Origin of the sequence: Halobacillus rhizosphaerae (genome assembly GCF_046719735.1) — a bacterium.
Lineage (GTDB): Bacteria > Bacillota > Bacilli > Bacillales > Halobacillaceae > Halobacillus_B > Halobacillus_B rhizosphaerae.
In genome coordinates this window covers 1-19,705 of the sequence record NZ_JAUTWQ010000031.1, presented here as the reverse complement: position 1 = coordinate 19,705, position 19,705 = coordinate 1, and the positions used below count along the sequence as shown (strand labels likewise).

Sequence of the window (19,705 nt, the reverse complement as noted above, 5' to 3'; positions counted from 1 at the left end):
GGGTTTAGTCTTATTGGTCGTCTAAGTTCAGATTCTCGGATTCTTTGGTTTGCTCTTCTTCTATATCACGCATTTCTATTTCTTGTTCGTCACCAGAAAGGATTTTCACATCCATCCCAAGACTTTGAAGCTCTTTAATTAGAACTTTAAAGGATTCAGGAACTCCTGGTTCAGGAACATTATCGCCTTTAACTATGGCTTCATACGTTTTCACACGACCTACGACGTCATCCGATTTCACAGTAAGAATTTCTTGCAGAGTATATGCAGCACCATATGCTTCAAGTGCCCATACCTCCATCTCACCAAAACGCTGTCCACCGAACTGTGCTTTACCACCCAGCGGCTGCTGAGTAACCAGGGAGTACGGTCCAGTCGAACGGGCGTGCAATTTATCATCAACCATGTGGGCTAGTTTAATCATATACATAACCCCAACAGAAACACGATTATCAAATGGTTCACCTGAACGTCCATCATAAAGGATGGTCTTCGCATCACGTGCCATACCTGCTTCCTGAAGTGTCTCCCAGACATCTTCCTCGCGAGCACCGTCAAATACCGGAGTCGCTACTCGGATGCCCATCAAACGAGCCGCCATTCCTAAGTGCAGTTCAAGTACCTGTCCGATATTCATACGTGATGGAACCCCAAGAGGGTTTAACATAACATCAACTGGTGTGCCGTCTGGAAGGAATGGCATATCTTCTTCTGGAAGAATCTTAGATATAACACCCTTGTTTCCGTGACGCCCGGCCATTTTATCTCCTTCAGAGATCTTACGTTTCTGAACAATATAAGCACGAATTAACTGATTAACTCCTGGCGGCAGCTCGTCGCCATCTTCACGGTTGAAGATTTTAACATCGAGCACAATACCACCCGCACCGTGTGGCACACGTAAGGAAGTATCGCGCACTTCCCGAGCTTTTTCACCGAAAATAGCATGAAGTAAACGTTCTTCTGCAGATAGTTCTGTAACACCTTTAGGAGTTACTTTACCTACTAACAGATCGCCATCACTAACTTCAGCACCAACGCGGATAATCCCTCGTTCATCTAAGTCACGAAGAGCATCTTCTCCTACGTTTGGAATATCACGAGTAATTTCTTCTGGTCCAAGCTTGGTGTCACGGGCTTCTGATTCATATTCTTCAATGTGAATAGAAGTATAGACATCATCTTTGACTAGACGCTCACTCATAATGATCGCATCCTCGTAGTTGTAACCATCCCATGTCATAAAGGCAACAAGAGGGTTTTGACCTAGTGCCAATTCACCCATATCCATGGATGGTCCATCAGCAAGGATTTCACCTTTAGTAACGCGGTCCCCTTTAGAGACAATTGGACGCTGGTTATAGCAGCTTCCCTGATTGGAACGGATAAACTTCTGCAAACGATAACGATCAAGGTCGCCTTCAACTTCTCTGCCATCCACTTCAGAAACTCGGCGGACAAGCACTTCTTTCGCTTCTACGCGTTCAACAATTCCTTCATGGTGGCATATAACAGCAGCCCCTGAATCCTTACCGGATACATATTCCATGCCTGTTCCTACTAAAGGTGCATCTGGTTTCAGCAATGGTACAGCTTGTCGCTGCATGTTGGCTCCCATAAGAGAACGGTTGGAGTCATCGTTTTCTAAGAAAGGAATACATGCCGTCGCTGCGGATACAACCTGCTTCGGTGATACATCCATGTAGTCTAGACGGTCACGGGGAACTACTGTGTTCTCACCGCGGAAACGCGCGATAACTTCTTCATCAAGGAAGGAACCATCGTCACCAAGCTTCGCGTTCGCCTGAGCTACTACATAATTATCTTCTTCATCTGCAGTCAAATAATCAATTTGTGCAGTTACTTTATTGGAATCCGGATCAACCCGGCGATATGGTGTTTCAATAAACCCAAACTCATTTACTTTCGCATAAGAGGAAAGCGAGTTGATCAACCCGATATTCGGTCCCTCAGGAGTCTCGATCGGACACATACGGCCGTAGTGGGAGTAGTGAACATCTCGAACTTCAAAGCCTGCACGTTCACGAGTTAAACCACCGGGTCCAAGTGCAGATAAACGACGTTTATGCGTCAATTCTGCAAGTGGATTTGTTTGGTCCATAAACTGAGAAAGCTGGGAACTTCCAAAGAATTCTTTAATGGAAGCGATAACCGGCCTTATATTGATTAACTGCTGTGGTGTAATGGAGGATGTGTCTTGAATAGACATACGCTCGCGAACCACACGCTCCATACGAGACAAACCAATTCGGAATTGGTTTTGAAGCAGTTCACCAACAGAACGCAGACGACGGTTTCCTAGGTGGTCGATATCGTCGGTTCCGCCTACATTGTGAAGCAAGTTAAAGAAGTAGCTGATCGCTGAAAGAATATCAGCAGGCATAATATTTTTTACGCCTCGGTCGATATTGGCGTTACCAATTACATTAATAGAACGTTCTCCTTCAGGATCGGTAGGGTCCACAATTTTCACGGACTGAACTCTAATTGGTTCTTCCAGTACACCATCTACAGGATCCAGAGATTGTTCACTTAAATTGGCATCTTCATTATCGAAATGAGGAATCAATTTATTTAACAAACGGCGGTCAATCTTATCGCCTTTTTCACCAAGTACTTCACCTGTTTCCTCATCCACAAGCGTTTCTGCCAGTGTCTGGTTAAACAGTCGGTCTTTTATATGAAGCTTCTTATTAATCTTATAACGACCCACACGCGCTAAATCATAGCGTTTTGGATCGAAGAATCGGGAAACTAGTAAACTTTTCGCATTTTCTACGGTTGGCGGTTCACCAGGGCGCAGACGTTCATAAATTTCCAGCAATGCTTTTTCACTGTTTTCCGTATTATCTTTTTCCAGTGTGTTCTTCAGGTATTCGTTCTCACCAATAAGATCAAGGATCTCCTGGTCTGTTCCGAAACCTAAAGCACGTAATAAAACGGTGATTGGTAATTTACGAGTACGGTCAATACGAACATGTACTACATCTTTCGCATCGGTTTCGAACTCAAGCCATGCACCGCGGTTTGGTATAACCGTTGCAGTATGGCCTTTCTTACCGTTTTTATCAATTTTCTTATTGAAATAAACACTCGGAGAACGAACAAGCTGAGAAACAATAACACGTTCGGCGCCATTAATAACAAAGGTGCCGGTGTCGGTCATGAGTGGAAAATCACCCATAAACACTTCTTGCTCTTTCACTTCCCCTGTCTCATTATTTAATAGACGAACCTTCACACGAAGTGGTGCATTATAGGTTACGTCCCGGTCCTTTGACTCATCGACTGGATACTTTGGTTCGCCAAGGCTGTAGTCTACAAACTCAAGTGATAAGTTGCCTGTGAAATCCTCGATTGGAGAAATATCCTGAAACATTTCTTTCAAACCTTCTTCTAAAAACCATTGGTAAGAAGCAGTTTGAATTTCAATCAAATTCGGCAATTCTAATACTTCACTGATACGTGCATAACTTCTGCGCTGGCGGTGTCGTCCATATTGAACTAGTTGACCTGTCAACTGATTCACCCCTCAAATCAAGCAATTTAATAACGAAAAAAGGGTTCGGCAAAGGCATGCCGAACAGGCTTGGGGTTGATCTTACCACAAGCACTATTTAAACATTCGCCTCCATTGCGAATGGTGATTCTTCATTTCTCTCTAACGTTAGACAAAAAAGAAAAAGGGTTTTCATATATTAAAAACCTCATTCACTATATTGTGTTCGATTTTACCATTCTGCCCCTCTATCAAATTTTTATACATAAAATAAGAAAAAGGACTTGACATACTATGGTCATATTGGCATTTTTCAATACTAGCACAATTAAAAGTGCTAGTCAACACTTATTGCTTTCAGAATATAGTAGCCTTTTTGCTTTGCCACCACTTCACAGTTTCCGAACAAACTTTCAAGCTTCTTCTTTGCAGAAGGTGCTCCCTGTTTCTTCTGAATGACCACCCATAACTCACCGTGATTGAGTAAAGAATTCTTTGATTCCTCAAACATTGCGTGAACAACATCTTTACCTGCACGAATGGGGGGGTTGGTAATAATGGCCGCGAATTGTCGGCCTTCCAACGCTTTCAACCGGTCACTTTCTTTAATGGCTGCGTTAGAAATATGATTATTCTCAGCATTCTTCTTCGCAAGAGCAAGCGCTCTTTCATTTACATCTACCATAATCATCCGACGATCAGGAAACTCTCGAGCAAGCGCTAAACCTATTGGCCCGTACCCGCACCCAAGATCCAGTAAATCACCTAGAATATCTGGTTCTCTAAATACATCTATCATTAATCGAGAACCAAAATCTACTTCTCGTTTAGAAAATACGGCATGATCTGTTGTGAAATTAAAAGAGTGCCCTCTTAAAGTGAACGTCCACTGGATCTCTTCACTTTTAGCTGTAGTCTTCTTTGAATAATAATGTTCTGACATGCGACCACCTTCTTCTCAAAGTCATGAACCGCACTGATTAAGAAAAAGAAAGCCCGCCGATGATCAGCGAGCTTTACTTTGGAAAAGATGAAATTACTTAACTTCTACAGAAGCGCCTGCTTCTTCAAGTTTAGCTTTCATTTCTTCAGCTTCTTCTTTAGAAATACCTTCTTTGATAGCGCCAGGTGCGTTATCAACTAGATCTTTTGCGTCTTTAAGACCAAGACCAGTGATTTCACGAACTGCTTTAACCACTTTAATTTTAGAGCTTCCAGCAGATTCAAGAACTACGTCAAATTCAGTTTGCTCTTCTGCCGCTTCTTCAGCAGCACCGCCACCAGCAGCTACAGGAGCTGCAGCAGATACACCAAATTCTTCTTCAATTGCTTTAACTAGGTCATTAAGTTCAAGAACAGACATTTCTTTGATCGCTTCGATAATTTGTTCGTTAGACATTAGAAATTTCCTCCTTCAAATATTTGTATTTTAGATTATACGAGCGCTGACTTACGCGCTTTCTTCTTCTTTTTGGTCCGCAATTGCTTTTGTCGCATAAGCGAAGTTGCGAATTGGCGCTTGTAGTACGCTTAGGAACATAGATACAAGACCTTCGTAGTTTGGAAGGTTGGCAAGCTCTTTGATTTGTTCAAGAGTAGCAACTTGTCCTTCAACCACTCCGCCTTTAATTTCAAGGTTATCATGATCTTTAGCGAAGTTATTAAGAACCTTCGCAGGAGCTACAGCATCTTCTTCATGAAATGCTAATGCAGTCGGTCCTACTAGAACTTCATGCAGCTCAGAAAGTTCAGCTTCTTCTGTTGCTCGGCGAGTCATTGTGTTTTTATACACTTTGAAATCAACGCCTGCTTCACGAAGCTGCTTACGCAATTCAGTCACTTCAGCAACATTAAGACCGCGGTAATCTACAAGCATTGCAGATTTACTGTTACGGAACTTATTTGCAATTTCTGAAACAACTTCTTTTTTCTGATCAATAATTTTGCTCATCGTTCCACCTCCTATTGACTATTTTAAATCATACCGTCCGGTGTCATGGGCCATGAAAGATCGACACAAAAGAAAAGTACCTCCATGCAGACATGGAGGTACGTATGTCAGAACAGGGCTGATTGATCGCTGCTCTGTCTATTCACACACCTCGGCAGGAATTTAAGCGCTATCGGCCCCTGCTGTCTACGGTATAACGTATTCATTTATACAACGTTTCTAATTATAATGAATTAAAAACGGAAAGTCAACAATCAATTAAATTATTTTACGTAGCTTGAAACGTCAACTTTGATTCCAGGTCCCATTGTTGATGAAACCGCAGCGTTTCTCATGTAAACGCCTTTAGCAGCTTGTGGCTTCGCTTTAACCAGTGTATCAGTAATCGCTTCAAAGTTTGCAATCAGTTTCTCTTTATCAAAAGAAGTTTTACCGATTGGAACATGAATGTTAGCAGCTTTATCAACACGGTATTCTACTTTACCTGCTTTGATTTCATTTACTGCTTTTTCTACTTCAAAAGTTACTGTCCCTGTTTTAGGGTTTGGCATTAGACCTTTTGGTCCAAGCACACGGCCAAGTTTACCAACTTCAGCCATCATATCTGGAGTGGCAACCACTACATCAAAGTCAAACCAGCCTTGGTTGATTTTAGCGATAAGATCTTGTTCGCCAACGAAGTCCGCTCCCGCTTCTTCCGCTTCTTTCGCTTTTTCACCTTTAGCAAAAACCAGTACACGCTGAGTTTTACCTGTACCGTGAGGAAGCACCATTGCTCCACGGATCTGCTGGTCTGCTTTCTTAGGGTCTACCCCAAGACGGAAAGCTGCTTCTACTGTTTCGTCAAAGTTTGCTTTCGCTGTTTCTTGTACAAGATTAATTGCCTCTTGTACATCGTAAGATTTTGTACGATCAACTAATTTTAGTAATTCTTGCTGCTTCTTGCTTTTTTTAGCCATTTTATTTTCCTCCTTTGTGGTTTTAACGGATTTACCTCCCACGAATAAAGGTTGCGAAAAAGAAGGATAGCTCCTATCTCGCAACCTTTAACTCCTTTAGAGTGACGCTGTGGGATTAGTCTTCAACTGTGATTCCCATACTGCGCGCTGTACCTTCAACCATGCGCATTGCAGCTTCAACGTCAGCAGCGTTTAAGTCAGGCATCTTAGTTTCTGCAATTTCGCGTACTTGATCGCGTTTTACAGAAGCAACCTTGTTACGGTTAGGTTCCCCTGAACCTGATTCAACACCTGCCGCTTTCTTAAGAAGAACAGCAGCTGGCGGAGTTTTCGTCACAAATGTAAATGAACGGTCTTCAAATACCGTAATTTCAACCGGAATAATCATACCCGCTTGATCTTGCGTACGAGCGTTAAACTCCTTACAGAAGCCCATGATGTTAATACCAGCTTGACCTAGTGCAGGTCCTACCGGCGGTGCTGGGTTAGCTTTACCTGCAGGAATCTGAAGCTTAACTAATTTTATAACTTTTTTAGCCACGAGACACACCTCCTTAAAGTCCGTGATGTGGTAATAGGGTTTGAACCCTCCCACTCATCGCAATCTGCCTCAATAGTTGTACTTTGAGGCACATAAAGAACATAAGAATTCTATCATCTTTATTTGCATAATGCAAGGGGAGCGTTCATTTTATTATAATTTTTCTATCTGTGAAAAATCCAGTTCTACTGGTGTTTCACGTCCGAACATATTCACATGAACCTTAACTTTCTGTTTGTCCAAATCAATATGCTCGATCATACCTGTAAAGTTCGCGAAAGGTCCCTCTGTTACTTTAACACTTTCCTTCACTTCGAAGTCAACCTCAGTTTTCGGTTGGTCATTCATACCCATCCGTTTAAGAACGGTATCCACTTCTTCAGGTAAGAGAGGGATTGGTTTCGAACCAGAACCGGTCGAACCAACAAATCCTGTAACTCCCGGGGTATTACGAACTACATACCAGGAATCATCCGTCATAACCATTTCAGCTAGTACATAGCCTGGGAATACTTTCTTTTTCGCTACTTTACGCTTTCCGTTCTTAATCTCGGTTTCTTCGTCTTCAGGGACTAATACGCGGAAGATCTTATCTTCCATTCCCATGGATTCTACACGCTTTTCTAAATTAGCCCTTACTTTGTTTTCATAACCTGAATAGGTGTGAACAACGTACCATCTTTTTTCCATTTATACAGGACAAGTGGCTTGCCCTTCCCTCCCTTATTTTAAATTTAAATAAAAAATCAGCCCAACATGAAAAAACCCGCTTGACGGGTTTTTTTGTAAGTCTATTTAACAGTATAGCACAAATCCAACTCTACTATTACTTAGAAATGAGTTCAAGTACTTGTGTAATCCCTAAATCTATAACCGCAAAGAACACAGCCACAAATGCTACCGTCGCTATAACCGTGACGGTATAACGCATCAATTCCTGCCCTTTTGGCCAACTTACTTTCCGCATTTCACGAGCTACATTCTTAAAGAACTTAAACATTCTTACCTACCCCCAAACTTGCGCCTGCCGGCTTCATGCTCTATTTCGTTTCACGATGTAAAGCATGGGCCCCACATCTCTTACAATATTTACGAACTTCTAAGCGTTCTGATTGGCTGGATCGATTGGTGTACGTACTATAATTTCTGCTATGACATTCTATACAGGCTAAAATAACTTTCTTCCGCATATGCTCGTCTCCTCAATAAACGAGGTTTAATCACTTTCATAAATGTAGCACGGTTCAAAGTACCTGTCAATCTGCCTAATTACAAGGTAATTTCACTCACTTCCAGGTACTTCTCAAGCTTTCTTTTCACCCGCTGAAGAGCATTGTCTATGGATTTCACATGCCGCTTCAGTTCTACAGAAATTTCCTGATAGGATTGGCCATCAAGATATAAAGTTAACACTTGCTTTTCTAAATCACTTAATAATTCAGAAATTTTCTCTTCCATATCTCCGAACTTTTCTTTATTAACAATTAATTCTTGCGGGTCAATCGCTTTCGAACCGGCAATAACATCTAATAGTGTTCGATCTGATTCTTCATCATAAATAGGCTTGTCCAGCGAAACGTAGGAATTTAACGGAATGTGTTTCTGTCTAGTGGCAGTTTTGATAGCGGTAATAATTTGACGGGTGACACATAATTCTGCGAAGGCTTTAAAGGAAGACAGCTTGTCCTCCTGATAATCGCGTATAGCTTTATAAAGACCGATCATCCCTTCCTGCACAATATCTTCTCGATCTGCACCAATAAGAAAGTACGTTCTGGCTTTTGCGCGAACGAAATTCTTGTACTTATTGATCAAATAATCCAGCGCCTGAACCTGTCCATCATTAATCCGTTCAATGATAACCTCATCATCAAGCTTGCTAAGATCCAACTCATTGATGTTCTTCTCAGTTTGACCGATGCTCACTCAGGATCCCCCCGACCGTGCTTGCTAAATATAGCAATATTATACAGTAAGCGTTTCAAAAGCGTCAACACGGGGGTGAGCTATTTATCTCCACGCCTCCACTTCTCGAAAAGCTCTCTTACCTCTTTATTCATCGGGATCTTAGGCTGATATTGCACCTCACTTCTTGCTTCTACATCTTTTTTTATTTGATTTTCAATATTTTTAACTTCGATATATAGTTCTCGGGCAGATTTTCGAAATGCGCCCTGACCAAAAATAGTTCTTTGCTCCGCATAATCAGAAGTTGCTACGTATACCTGGGTACGGACATCATTCAATTGGCCGGCTAATTTCTCAATTCGTTCATCTGCCGTCTCACTTTCTTTGGTGAAAATAACTTCGACCTTATGGTTTAATTGCTTCTTTTCCAATCCCCTGACATGGTAGGCATCAAATACGATGATAATTCTGTCCCCGGTATAAGATTGGTATTCTGCCATCATTTCTATTAACAAGTCACGTGCTTGTGAGAGATCTCTCTCTTTTAGCTGCTTTAACTCCGGCCAGGCTCCAATCATATTGTATCCATCGACCAATAAAACTATCATCTGTTATTCCCCGAGGGGGTGACGCTTTCTATGGACTTCATACATAAGCAGAGAAGCAGCAACAGAGGCATTAAGAGACGTCACATGACCTGTCATGGGCAAGCTGACCATCCAATCGCACTTCTTCTTTGTCAGCTGGCTGATCCCCCTGCCTTCACTCCCAATTACTAATGCAATCGCCATCTTTCCATCTAGCTGACGATAATCTTCTGCCCCTTCGGCATCTGTTCCAACCACCCAGACGAATCGTTCCTTTAATTCATCTATGGTTTGGTTTAAGTTAGTGACGCGCACGACGGGTACATACTCCACGGCCCCTGTCGATGTTTTCGCCACCGTAGCCGTAAGTGAAACAGACCTCCGCTTTGGAATAATCACTCCGTGGGCTCCACTCGCATCCGCTGTACGCAAAATAGATCCCAGGTTATGAGGGTCCTCAATTTCATCACAAATGATAAAAAACGGCGCCTCTCCTTTGGCTTCTGCCTTGGCAAACAAATCCTCCAGTTCACTATACTCATATGCCGCGACAGATGCTGCTACGCCCTGGTGGTTTCCATCGACCAATTGATCGATTTTCTTCTTTGGAACCTTTTGGACCATCACGCCGTTTTCTTTCGCAAGCTGCTCAAGTTTTTTAAACGCCTGGTGCTGTAACTGATCCGAGACAAATACCTTGTTAATAGCTCGTCCTGCCCGTAACGCTTCTTGGACAGGGTTTTTTCCAATAATCCATTCATCCTTCACTCTTCTCCACTCCTTTCTTCCACAAACTGAATCGCTGAGGCAGTTAACTCTTCTAATCGCTCGATTTGTTCGGATAAATAAAGAAATCCAAGCACCGCTTCAAATCCTGTAGAGTATCGATAAGTTTGAACAGGTGTATTCTTTGGAACTGACCCAGACTTGGCATTTCGGCCTCGTCTGAGCACAGCTTCCTCCTCATCCGTGAGCAATCCTGCATCCTGCCAATGCTTCACTACCTTTGCCTGGGAAATGGCAGAAACAAATTGCACCGCAGATTGATGTAAATGCTGCGGGCGTACTTTACCCGACTCAATCAAATGTTGTCGAACATAGATTTCATATACCGAATCCCCCATATATGCAAGGGCAAGGCTCTTTAATTGTTTTACATTTCCAGCCTCCATCGAATTACCCTCTTTTCCAGCGTATGCCCTGGGACGTATCTTCTAAAATGATATTCCGATCTTTTAATTCATCACGAATTTGATCGGCACGTTCAAAGTTACGGTCTTTTCTGGCCTGGATTCGTTCTTCTATTAGTGATTCAATTTCCTCGTCTAATAGCTCTGTTTGACGTTCCAGCTTAATTCCAAGCACTTGAGTCAATTCCTTTAAGGTCTGTTCGTATGCCTCAAGCACAGCCGTAACCGTTTGTTCAGACTGCAGATATAAATTCGCTGACTTGGTAAGATCAAATAGCACAGAAATGGCATTTGCCGTGTTGAAATCATCATCCATTTCTTTAATGAATTGCTGTTTATGCTGTTCAATTTCCTGAAGCCATTTCTCCCCATCCTCTTTAAGGTTCATACTGGCTTGTTTTCTATGCTTAATATTTTCGAACGCATTCTGAATCCGCTCAAAGCTGCTCTTAGCGCCTTTTAATAATTCATCGCTAAAATTAATAGGATGACGATATTGCACACTTAACATGAAAAATCGAATTACTTGAGGATCATGCTTTTTCACAAGATCATGGGCTAAAACAAAATTACCAAGTGATTTAGACATTTTTTCATTTTCAATATTAATATAGCCGTTATGCATCCAATAACGAGCAAAAGATGTCTCGTTGTGTGCTTCAGACTGGGCGATTTCATTTTCGTGGTGAGGGAAGGTTAAGTCCTGTCCTCCCGCATGGATATCGATTGTCTCTCCCAAATATTTCTTCGCCATTGCAGAACATTCAATATGCCAGCCTGGGCGTCCTTCTCCCCATGGGCTTTCCCAAGAAATTTCTCCTGATTTAGCCTCTTTCCATAATGTGAAATCCAGAGGGTCTTCTTTCTTCTCCCCGACTTCAATACGAGCACCTGTCCTAAGCTCATCAATGGATTGATGGGATAGCTTGCCATAGGAATCAAATTTACGGGTCCGAAAGTAGACATCCCCTTCTGCTTCATAAGCAAACCCTTTCTCGATTAACCCCTTGATGAAGCTGATGATTTCTTCCATATTTTCCGTTACACGCGGATGGTGAGCCGCTTCTTTCACTCCAAGCGCCCCTACATCCTCCAGATAGGCATCGATAAAACGATTGGCAATGTCAGGGACCTCTTCTCCCAATTCATTGGCTGCTTTAATCAGTTTGTCATCCACGTCAGTAAAGTTCAGCACGTATTTGACATCATAACCCCGGTATTCAAAATAACGGCGGACCATATCAAATACAATGGCCGGACGAGCATTGCCGATATGAATATAGTTGTACACCGTAGGTCCGCATACATACATATTTACTTTACCCTCTTGTAAGGGCTGAAACGGTTCTTTTTTTCTTGTTAATGTATTAAAAACGTTAATGGCCACTTTGCTTCACTCCTCTAGATTCTGCTAATTCATGCTTCATTTGTTCTAATTGCTTTTCTAATTCATCTAATCGATCATAAACGGGATCAGGAAGTTTATGATGATCCAAATCTTTTTTACGTACTTTCTTGCCATCCTGAATTACGACATGACCGGGAATCCCAACGACCGTTGAATTGTCCGGCACATCCTTCAGCACGACCGAACCAGCTCCTACTTTTGAGTTCTCCCCAATCGTAATCGAACCTAACACCTTAGCACCGGTGGCTACAAGACTGTTATCTTTTAAAGTAGGGTGCCGCTTTCCCTTTTCTTTGCCTGTGCCGCCGAGAGTAACCCCTTGAAACAGAGTCACATTATCACCAATTTCACAGGTTTCCCCAATGACAACTCCCATGCCATGATCAATGAAAAAACGCCGGCCGATCTTAGCTCCCGGATGGATTTCAATTCCGGTAAAGAAGCGGCTGATTTGAGAGATCACACGTGCGAGAAAGAAGAATTTTCGTTTAAAGCAAGCATGGGCCACCCGATGTGCCCAAGTCGCGTGCAGTCCAGAATACGTTAATATCACTTCAAAATAGGATCTCGCCGCCGGGTCTTGGTCGAACACTACATCGACATCATCTTTAAACATTTTTAACAGCCCCATACTCTCTCCTCCTTTAAAAAAAACGCGCCCCTGTGCTGATTAGCACAGAGACGCGTTTAGCGCGGTTCCACTCTGTTTGGGATAGGAATACATCCCCTCTTAACAAATCCTCGATAACGGGAGGTTCCGCTCCGCCCTAGTGATTTCGGACGAAGACTCTGAGGTGCATTTCAAAGGGGTCCCTTAAAATCACTTGCAGCCGAGTGGTGATTCTCTCTGTGTAAGGGAATGGCCTTTTACTTCTCCTCTTCAACGCTTCGTATAGGTATCTTTACTATATGTTAATCAAATGCTTTTGTGAACTAATTAGCCTTCAAGCTGGCTTACTGCATCATCTAAACGGACTGTAACGGTTTCTAAACCTAATAAATGAATGGCATTAGGGAGTTCTGGTCCATGCATTTCACCAGTGGTTGCGACACGAATCGGCATAAACAGCTTCTTGCCTTTATGACCCGTTTCTTTCTGAACAGCTTTAATTTGAGACTTAATATTAGCGGGAGTAAATTCATCTAGTTCTGCCAGCTTCTGCTTAAAGACGGTTAATACTTCTGGCACCTGCTCTCCTTGAAGAACCTCCATAGCTTCGTCACTATATGCAATTTCTTTCTTGAAAAATAACTCCGTTAACTCTACAATTTCTTCTCCGTAATTCAGCTGCTCCTGGTAAAGTGCGATAAGTTCACGGGCCCATTTACGATCGCTGTCACTTAAGTCCTCTGACAACCTGCCTGCTTGAATTAAGTAAGGCATGGCAAGCTCCGCTACCCGGTCTAAGTCGGCAGCTTTAATGTACTGATTATTCATCCATTTCAGCTTGGCCTGATCAAATACAGCAGGAGAAGTCGTCAATCGATCCGGATCAAAAATATCAATGAGTTGATCCTGCGTAAAGATCTCTTCTTCACCGACCGGGGACCAGCCTAACAAAGTAATAAAGTTAAACAGCGCTTCTGGAAAGTAGCCGAGGTTTTTATATTGTTCAATGAATTGAAGAATATGCTCGTCACGTTTACTGAGCTTTTTACGATTCTCATTTAAAATTAACGTCATATGGCCGAATTGCGGAGGCTCCCAGCCGAATGCTTCATAAACCATCATCTGCTTCGGAGTATTAGAGATATGTTCTTCTCCTCGCAGGACGTGAGAAATCTCCATCAAATGGTCATCAATAGCAACAGCAAAGTTATAAGTTGGTGTCCCGTTCTTCTTAACGATGACCCAGTCGCCGAAATCACTGGATTCAAACGTGATGTCGCCGCGGACGATATCGTTAAAGGAATACTGATGATTTTCAGGAACCCTCAGGCGTATGCTCGGCTGACGTCCTTCCTCTTCAAATTGTTTGACTTGTTCAGGAGTTAAATCACGATGAGCTCCTGAATACTTAGGAGCTTCTCCACGAGCAAGCTGAGCCTCGCGTTCCTGTTCCAGCTCTTCTTCCGTTACGTAACATTTATACGCTAATCCTTTGTTAAGGAGTTGATCTACATAATCTTTATATAAATCAAGTCGTTCCATTTGGCGGTATGGACCATAATTGCCGCCTAGATCTGCCCCTTCATCCCATTCAATGCCCAGCCATTTTAAATAAGTAAGCTGGCTTTGTTCGCCGCCTTCAATATTTCGCTTTTCATCCGTATCCTCTATGCGAATAATGAATTTTCCACCCGCATGTTTTGCATATAGATAATTAAATAACGCCGTTCGTGCATTTCCAATGTGAAGATTCCCTGTCGGACTAGGGGCATACCTCACCCTTACTTCGTTACTCATAATAACTCTCCTTTCTTTCTACCGTTCATCATTCTTTTCTCATTTTATCATTTTTTTGCTAGGATTGTGGATTATTTTGCAGCAGAACAACGGCTTGAGCTGCGATGCCTTCTTTTCGGCCGGCAAATCCTAAGTGTTCCGTGGTTGTTGCTTTTACATTAATTCTATCTAAGTCTGCGTCCATCAAGCTTGCAATATTCGCTCTAATCTCTTCAATATAAGGAGCCATCTTTGGTGCCTGGGCAATAACAGTGCAATCCACATTCCCCAGCTCATAGCCCTTCTCCCTTACAATTGCAAATACATGCTGTAGCAGCTTACCAGAATCCGCATTTTTAAATTCAGGATCCGTATCAGGAAAATGCTTTCCGATATCGCCTTCTCCTATGGCCCCGAGACAAGCGTCTGCAATCGTATGAAGTAAAACATCGGCATCCGAATGTCCGAGCAACCCTTTTTCATAAGGTATTTCGACTCCGCCAATAATGCACTTCCGTCCTTCGGTTAGCTGGTGCACATCAAATCCCTGTCCAATCCGAAACATCGCTGATTCCTCCTTCTTCCCTTTCCGCTGATTTGCTAAATAGGATTCCGCTTTTTGCAAATCCTCTGGAGTGGTTAATTTTATATTGTCATAACTTCCTTTTACAATAGTTGCTTCTCTTCCTAACTGTTCTACCAAGGAAGCATCATCTGTACCATAGTATCCGCGATCTTGAGCTTGTTGATGCGCTTGATAAATTAAAGCAAATTCAAATCCTTGCGGGGTTTGAGCTGCCCATAAAGTCTTTCGGTCGAGTGTGGTTAAGGTGTTTCCGTCTTTCTTTTTAATTGTATCGGTGACCGGAACAGCAAGCAGGGCGGCTTGTTCGGCTTCCACGGTTTTCGCGAGCCTGTGTAATTGCTCCAGGCTGACAAAAGGACGTGCCCCATCATGTATAAATACAGGAAGGTCCGTATTCTGAATCGCATTCAAACCTGCAAACACGCTGTCCTGACGCTCTTTACCCCCATCCACAAGATGAATCCTCTCCATACCCGGGGGATAATCTTGAAGCAGCTTTTCCATTTGCTTATGTTCCTGCTCATTGGTTACAAGAACCATCTCTTTGCACCAAGAGTCCTTCGCAAAAGCAGTCAGGGTATGTATGATTAAAGGCAGTTGATCCAGCATTAGAAATTGTTTATTACGGCCGGCAAGCATGCGTTTTCCCTGCCCTGCCGCCAGCACAATTGCAGTATAATTAGTCATATTATCCATCCTAAACATATTGAAAAAACAAAAGCGATAACACTCTGGTTATCACTTTTGTTATTCTCTATTTGTTTATACCGTTTTTACAAGGCTTTTTCAAGTGATTTTGGCTTGGCAAAGATCATACGGCCTGCTGAAGTCTGCAGCACACTCGTTACTACGACTTCAATTGTTTTACCAATATAATTCTTTCCTTCTTCAACGACGATCATCGTACCATCATCTAAATAAGCTACACCTTGATTTTGTTCTTTCCCATCTTTAATGACTTGAATCGTCATTTCTTCTCCAGGAAGAACGACTGGTTTCACAGCATTTGCTAAATCATTAATGTTTAAGACTTGAACATTTTGAAACTCACAGACTTTATTTAAGTTAAAATCGTTAGTTACTACAATTCCATCCATGACCTTGGCAAGCTTTACGAGTTTACTATCCACTTCTTGAATTTCCTCAAAGTCTCCTTCGTAAATCTCGACATTCACAGGTAAATCCTTCTGAAGACGGTTTAAGATATCTAACCCGCGGCGTCCGCGATTACGTTTCAAGCCATCAGAGGAGTCAGCAATATGCTGAAGCTCTTCTAATACAAATTGAGGAATAACGACTGTACCTTCTAAGAAATGAGTTTCGCAAATATCGGCAATTCTTCCATCAATAATGACACTAGTATCCAGAATTTTCTCTTTCGGTATTAAGGAACGATCAGCCAGGATTTCTGAATCTCCTGCAGACCCTTCTGACGCTTTCTTGTCTTTCCTCGCCATCGCAAGTAAATTCAAGAATTCGTCCTTCCGTTTAAAACCAACCTGGAAACCAAAATATCCTAAAATAAATGTTAAAAAGATCGGTAAAATTTGATTCACTACCTGAATTTGAATATCTAGTAAAAGATTGTTAACGAGATAAGCGATGGTCAGCCCTACAATTAATCCTAAACTTCCAAATAAAAGGTCAGCAACCGGGGCTCGGACAAGCGTGTCTTCCACCCACCGTAGAAAATTCACAATATAATCCACTAACCAGAACGTTAATAAATATAAGATAAGTGCTCCTAAAACAGCTCCCGCTATGGCTTGGATCCACCCATGCCAGGAAAAGCCAATCATATCAAATAATTCTGGAATATAAAGATAACCAAGTGTTCCCCCAGTTATCACAATAAATAACTGAACAATTCGCTTAAGCACTTTTATTCACCTCCTCGATCACAGTATGACCAAAATACACAACCACTAACCGTAAAAAAAAGGAATGATGGTTACTAAAGTAGCACAGGTTCCAAAATTAGTCAATTTGGAAACTAAATAGTTTATCATATAACTTAAATGTAAGTCAATAGTCCTGCTAAATATGACGGTCTACAAACAATTGTTCCTGAATTCTTTCCAGCCCATCTCTGATCTTCATTGCCCGGATCTCCCCAACTCCATCAACTTCTACCAATTCCTTAGTGGAAGCTTGAATCATATCATCTAACGTACTGAAACGCTCTACGAGATGCTCGATAATGAGCGGCGGCAGTCTCGGAATCCTGCTGAGAATCCGGTAGCCTCTAGGATGAATCGCATCTGCCATTTTAGTATTGGGCGAGTATCCTAACAGCTTTAAGATCTGTTCATCGGTTAAAAGATCCGTATTTGCCGCTTCCTGCATTTTTCTTAAAATATAATAAGGCTCATAATCGGGTCTCTTGCTGTAATCTTTCATCAGCAGAGAAGCTTCTTCTTCTATATCGGAGACTAGTTCCGTTAACTGCAGTTGAATAAGTCTTCCTTCGGTTCCGAGTTCATTCACGTAATTAAGGATTTCTGTTTTGATACGCAGTACCATTTCCACCCGGTGAACAACTTGAACTACTTCTGAAAAGGAAACCATATTTTCAAACTCCATAGCTCCTAAATTAGTAATGCTTTGATCCAGGACATTTTTATACTTTTCCAGAGTTTGGATTGCCTGATTGGCTTTTGTCAAAATGACGCCAATGTCTTTTAATGAATATCGCAGCGATCCTTTATAAAGAGTGATAACATTCCGTCGCTGTGATATAGCAATGACCAGGTTCCCTGTCTGCTTCGCTACTCTTTCGGCTGTTCGGTGCCTCATTCCAGTTTCCATTGATAAAATATCAGGATCAGGCATCAATTGGGCATTCGCATATAAAATTTTTGAACCTTCATCATTCAAAATCAGCGCCCCATCCATTTTAGCCAGTTCATAAAGGTGGGCCGGGGTGAAATCTGACTGAATATTAAAGCCTCCGTCAACAAGCTCTCTGATTTGGTCTCCATAACCAACCACAATCAGTCCGCCTGTATTTGCGCGGAGAACATTATCAATCCCATTTCTAATTGGGGTCCCGGGAGCAACGAACTTCAATATTTCTCCAATACCGTTTTCTTTTATTTCATGCCCTTCCATTTATCTATCTCCCAACGTAACCTTCATGGCTTCCTGCACTGAATTCACACCAATGACTTCTATGGAATCTGGAGGGGTCCATCCCTCAAGATTCTTCTTAGGAATGATCACACGCTTGAAACCTAATTTAGCCGCTTCCTGAACACGCTGTTCTATGCGGGCGACTCTCCTGATTTCCCCCGTTAAGCCAACTTCGCCCACAACCACATCCTGCGCATTGGATGCTTGATCACGAAAACTGGAGGCAATACTAATCGCTACGGCTAAGTCTATCGCAGGTTCATCGAGCTTCACGCCTCCTGCCACCTTCACATAAGCATCCTGATTTTGAAGAAGCAGACCGGCACGTTTTTCCAGCACGGCCATAAGCAGAGGAACCCGGCTATTATCAAGTCCTGTTGCCATTCTGCGCGGGTTGCCAAACGCTGTGGGCGATATGAGTGCCTGTATCTCTACTAAAACTGGGCGTGAGCCTTCCATAGACGCTACCACAATAGATCCGGCAGCTCCTTGAGACCTTTCCTCCAGGAATATTTCTGAAGGGTTGAGGACTTCCTCAAGTCCCTTCTCCTTCATTTCGAAAATCCCCATTTCGTGCGTGCTGCCAAATCGATTCTTAACACTTCTTAAAATTCGAAACGTGTGGTGGCGCTCCCCTTCAAAATAGAGAACAGCATCTACCATATGTTCAAGTAGTCTTGGACCGGCAATAGAACCCTCTTTAGTAACATGCCCTACAATAAATATAGGAATACCTTTACTTTTGGCAATTCTCATCAGCTGGCTTGTACATTCCCTGACTTGCGAAACACTGCCGGGCGCAGAGGTTACATCCTCTTTGAAAATTGTCTGGATTGAATCTATAACGACAAATTTAGGTTCAATCGCTTCAATTTGGGTAAGTACATCCTGAAGATTGGTTTCTGATAATACATAAAGCTCATCCGATGAGATGTTTAAGCGTTCTGCACGCAGCTTCGTCTGTCTGGAGGATTCTTCTCCAGATATATAAAGAACAGGAAGATTCTTATTGGCGATCTGCGCGGAAACCTGAAGGAGTAATGTTGATTTCCCGATACCCGGATCGCCCCCAATTAAAACTAAAGAACCTGCCACAATTCCGCCTCCAAGCACCCGATTAAGCTCGGGCATATCGGTAGGTAAACGCGGCTCTTTTTCTGATTGAATCGAATTTATTTTTTCTGGTTTTGTTCTCGTTCCTGAATTCGTTTGAAAGACGTGTCTGGAAGTACCTGCAGGAGCACTTTGCTCTTCTACAAATGTATTCCATTGATGACACCCTGGGCATTTCCCCATCCATTTTGGAGTTTCATACCCACATTCCTGGCAAACAAATTTTGTTTTTCTTTTTGCCAAGTTAATCTCTCCCTCTACACTAGTTTATACGATATAGCTTGTGAAAAAGTTTCATAGTCATATCAATTATATTAAATTTATCTTACTGCTGTCTGTGGGCTTCGCCAAAATAATTATTTATATTCTACATCTTCCAGGTTACTTCACACCCTCTACTCTCATAATAAATCTTTAGAGTGCG

The 19,705-nt window shown here is 42.3% G+C and carries 20 protein-coding genes and 2 other annotated features; all 20 genes read right to left on the bottom strand.

What is annotated here, in order from left to right; translation table 11 throughout:
- Positions 1-10: 10 nt before the first annotated feature.
- The 20 genes from rpoB to radA all read right to left on the bottom strand — a co-directional run bounded on the left by rpoB (position 11) and on the right by radA (position 19,524).
- Positions 11-3,541, bottom strand: coding sequence for a DNA-directed RNA polymerase subunit beta (rpoB, locus tag Q7A53_RS20230; protein ID WP_411791026.1), 3,531 nt, complete (start codon positions 3,539-3,541; stop codon positions 11-13).
- 316 nt (positions 3,542-3,857) lie between these two features.
- Complete coding sequence (locus tag Q7A53_RS20225; protein WP_411791025.1) at positions 3,858-4,463, bottom strand: class I SAM-dependent methyltransferase; 606 nt, start codon at positions 4,461-4,463, stop codon at positions 3,858-3,860.
- A gap of 93 nt (positions 4,464-4,556) precedes the next feature.
- Positions 4,557-4,919, bottom strand: coding sequence for a 50S ribosomal protein L7/L12 (gene rplL, locus Q7A53_RS20220; RefSeq protein ID WP_411791024.1), 363 nt, complete (start codon positions 4,917-4,919; stop codon positions 4,557-4,559).
- A gap of 51 nt (positions 4,920-4,970) precedes the next feature.
- Positions 4,971-5,471, bottom strand: coding sequence for a 50S ribosomal protein L10 (gene rplJ, locus Q7A53_RS20215; RefSeq protein WP_411791023.1), 501 nt, complete (start codon positions 5,469-5,471; stop codon positions 4,971-4,973).
- Positions 5,472-5,532: 61 nt separating this feature from the next.
- Positions 5,533-5,681, bottom strand: a sequence feature (ribosomal protein L10 leader region).
- A gap of 53 nt (positions 5,682-5,734) precedes the next feature.
- A complete protein-coding gene (gene rplA / locus Q7A53_RS20210) occupies positions 5,735-6,430 on the bottom strand; it encodes a 50S ribosomal protein L1 (RefSeq protein WP_411791022.1) in 696 nt (231 codons plus the stop codon).
- A 115-nt stretch (positions 6,431-6,545) separates the two neighbouring features.
- Positions 6,546-6,971 carry a 50S ribosomal protein L11 gene (rplK, locus tag Q7A53_RS20205; RefSeq protein ID WP_411791021.1) on the bottom strand — a complete coding sequence of 142 codons (426 nt, stop codon included), beginning with the start codon at positions 6,969-6,971 and terminating at the stop codon, positions 6,546-6,548.
- 153 nt (positions 6,972-7,124) lie between these two features.
- Positions 7,125-7,661, bottom strand: a complete 537-nt coding sequence (gene nusG, locus Q7A53_RS20200; RefSeq protein WP_411791020.1) for a transcription termination/antitermination protein NusG — start codon at positions 7,659-7,661, stop codon at positions 7,125-7,127.
- A gap of 136 nt (positions 7,662-7,797) precedes the next feature.
- A complete protein-coding gene (gene secE / locus Q7A53_RS20195; RefSeq protein ID WP_411791019.1) occupies positions 7,798-7,971 on the bottom strand; it encodes a preprotein translocase subunit SecE in 174 nt (57 codons plus the stop codon).
- Between the two features lie 40 nt (positions 7,972-8,011).
- On the bottom strand, positions 8,012-8,161 hold the full coding sequence (gene rpmG, locus Q7A53_RS20190) for a 50S ribosomal protein L33 (RefSeq protein WP_411791018.1): 150 nt from the start codon (positions 8,159-8,161) through the stop codon (positions 8,012-8,014).
- A gap of 79 nt (positions 8,162-8,240) precedes the next feature.
- Positions 8,241-8,897 carry an RNA polymerase sporulation sigma factor SigH gene (gene sigH, locus Q7A53_RS20185; protein ID WP_411791017.1) on the bottom strand — a complete coding sequence of 219 codons (657 nt, stop codon included), beginning with the start codon at positions 8,895-8,897 and terminating at the stop codon, positions 8,241-8,243.
- A gap of 80 nt (positions 8,898-8,977) precedes the next feature.
- Positions 8,978-9,487: an NYN domain-containing protein gene (locus Q7A53_RS20180; RefSeq protein WP_411791016.1), complete on the bottom strand. Its 510-nt coding sequence runs from the start codon at positions 9,485-9,487 to the stop codon at positions 8,978-8,980.
- A gap of 3 nt (positions 9,488-9,490) precedes the next feature.
- Positions 9,491-10,234: a 23S rRNA (guanosine(2251)-2'-O)-methyltransferase RlmB gene (gene rlmB, locus Q7A53_RS20175; RefSeq protein ID WP_411791015.1), complete on the bottom strand. Its 744-nt coding sequence runs from the start codon at positions 10,232-10,234 to the stop codon at positions 9,491-9,493.
- Positions 10,231-10,638 carry a Mini-ribonuclease 3 gene (locus Q7A53_RS20170; RefSeq protein WP_411791014.1) on the bottom strand — a complete coding sequence of 136 codons (408 nt, stop codon included), beginning with the start codon at positions 10,636-10,638 and terminating at the stop codon, positions 10,231-10,233. Before Q7A53_RS20170 ends, rlmB begins: the two co-directional genes overlap by 4 nt.
- Before the next feature lie 4 nt (positions 10,639-10,642).
- The gene (gene cysS, locus Q7A53_RS20165; RefSeq protein ID WP_411791013.1) at positions 10,643-12,043 is read right to left on the bottom strand and encodes a cysteine--tRNA ligase; all 1,401 of its coding nucleotides are present in this window, start codon (positions 12,041-12,043) and stop codon (positions 10,643-10,645) included.
- Positions 12,033-12,695, bottom strand: coding sequence for a serine O-acetyltransferase (gene cysE / locus Q7A53_RS20160; protein WP_411791012.1), 663 nt, complete (start codon positions 12,693-12,695; stop codon positions 12,033-12,035). The genes cysS and cysE overlap by 11 nt, the downstream gene beginning before the upstream one ends.
- Before the next feature lie 43 nt (positions 12,696-12,738).
- Positions 12,739-12,957: a binding site (T-box leader), on the bottom strand.
- A 44-nt stretch (positions 12,958-13,001) separates the two neighbouring features.
- On the bottom strand, positions 13,002-14,471 hold the full coding sequence (gene gltX, locus Q7A53_RS20155) for a glutamate--tRNA ligase (RefSeq protein WP_411791011.1): 1,470 nt from the start codon (positions 14,469-14,471) through the stop codon (positions 13,002-13,004).
- 58 nt (positions 14,472-14,529) lie between these two features.
- Positions 14,530-15,723 carry a bifunctional 2-C-methyl-D-erythritol 4-phosphate cytidylyltransferase/2-C-methyl-D-erythritol 2,4-cyclodiphosphate synthase gene (locus Q7A53_RS20150; RefSeq protein ID WP_411791010.1) on the bottom strand — a complete coding sequence of 398 codons (1,194 nt, stop codon included), beginning with the start codon at positions 15,721-15,723 and terminating at the stop codon, positions 14,530-14,532.
- An 86-nt stretch (positions 15,724-15,809) separates the two neighbouring features.
- Positions 15,810-16,916 (bottom strand): PIN/TRAM domain-containing protein, encoded by a 1,107-nt coding sequence (locus Q7A53_RS20145; RefSeq protein ID WP_411791009.1) that lies wholly within the window; start codon positions 16,914-16,916, stop codon positions 15,810-15,812.
- 157 nt (positions 16,917-17,073) lie between these two features.
- On the bottom strand, positions 17,074-18,147 hold the full coding sequence (gene disA / locus Q7A53_RS20140; RefSeq protein WP_411791008.1) for a DNA integrity scanning diadenylate cyclase DisA: 1,074 nt from the start codon (positions 18,145-18,147) through the stop codon (positions 17,074-17,076).
- Complete coding sequence (radA, locus tag Q7A53_RS20135; protein ID WP_411791007.1) at positions 18,148-19,524, bottom strand: DNA repair protein RadA; 1,377 nt, start codon at positions 19,522-19,524, stop codon at positions 18,148-18,150.
- Positions 19,525-19,705 lie beyond the last annotated feature (181 nt).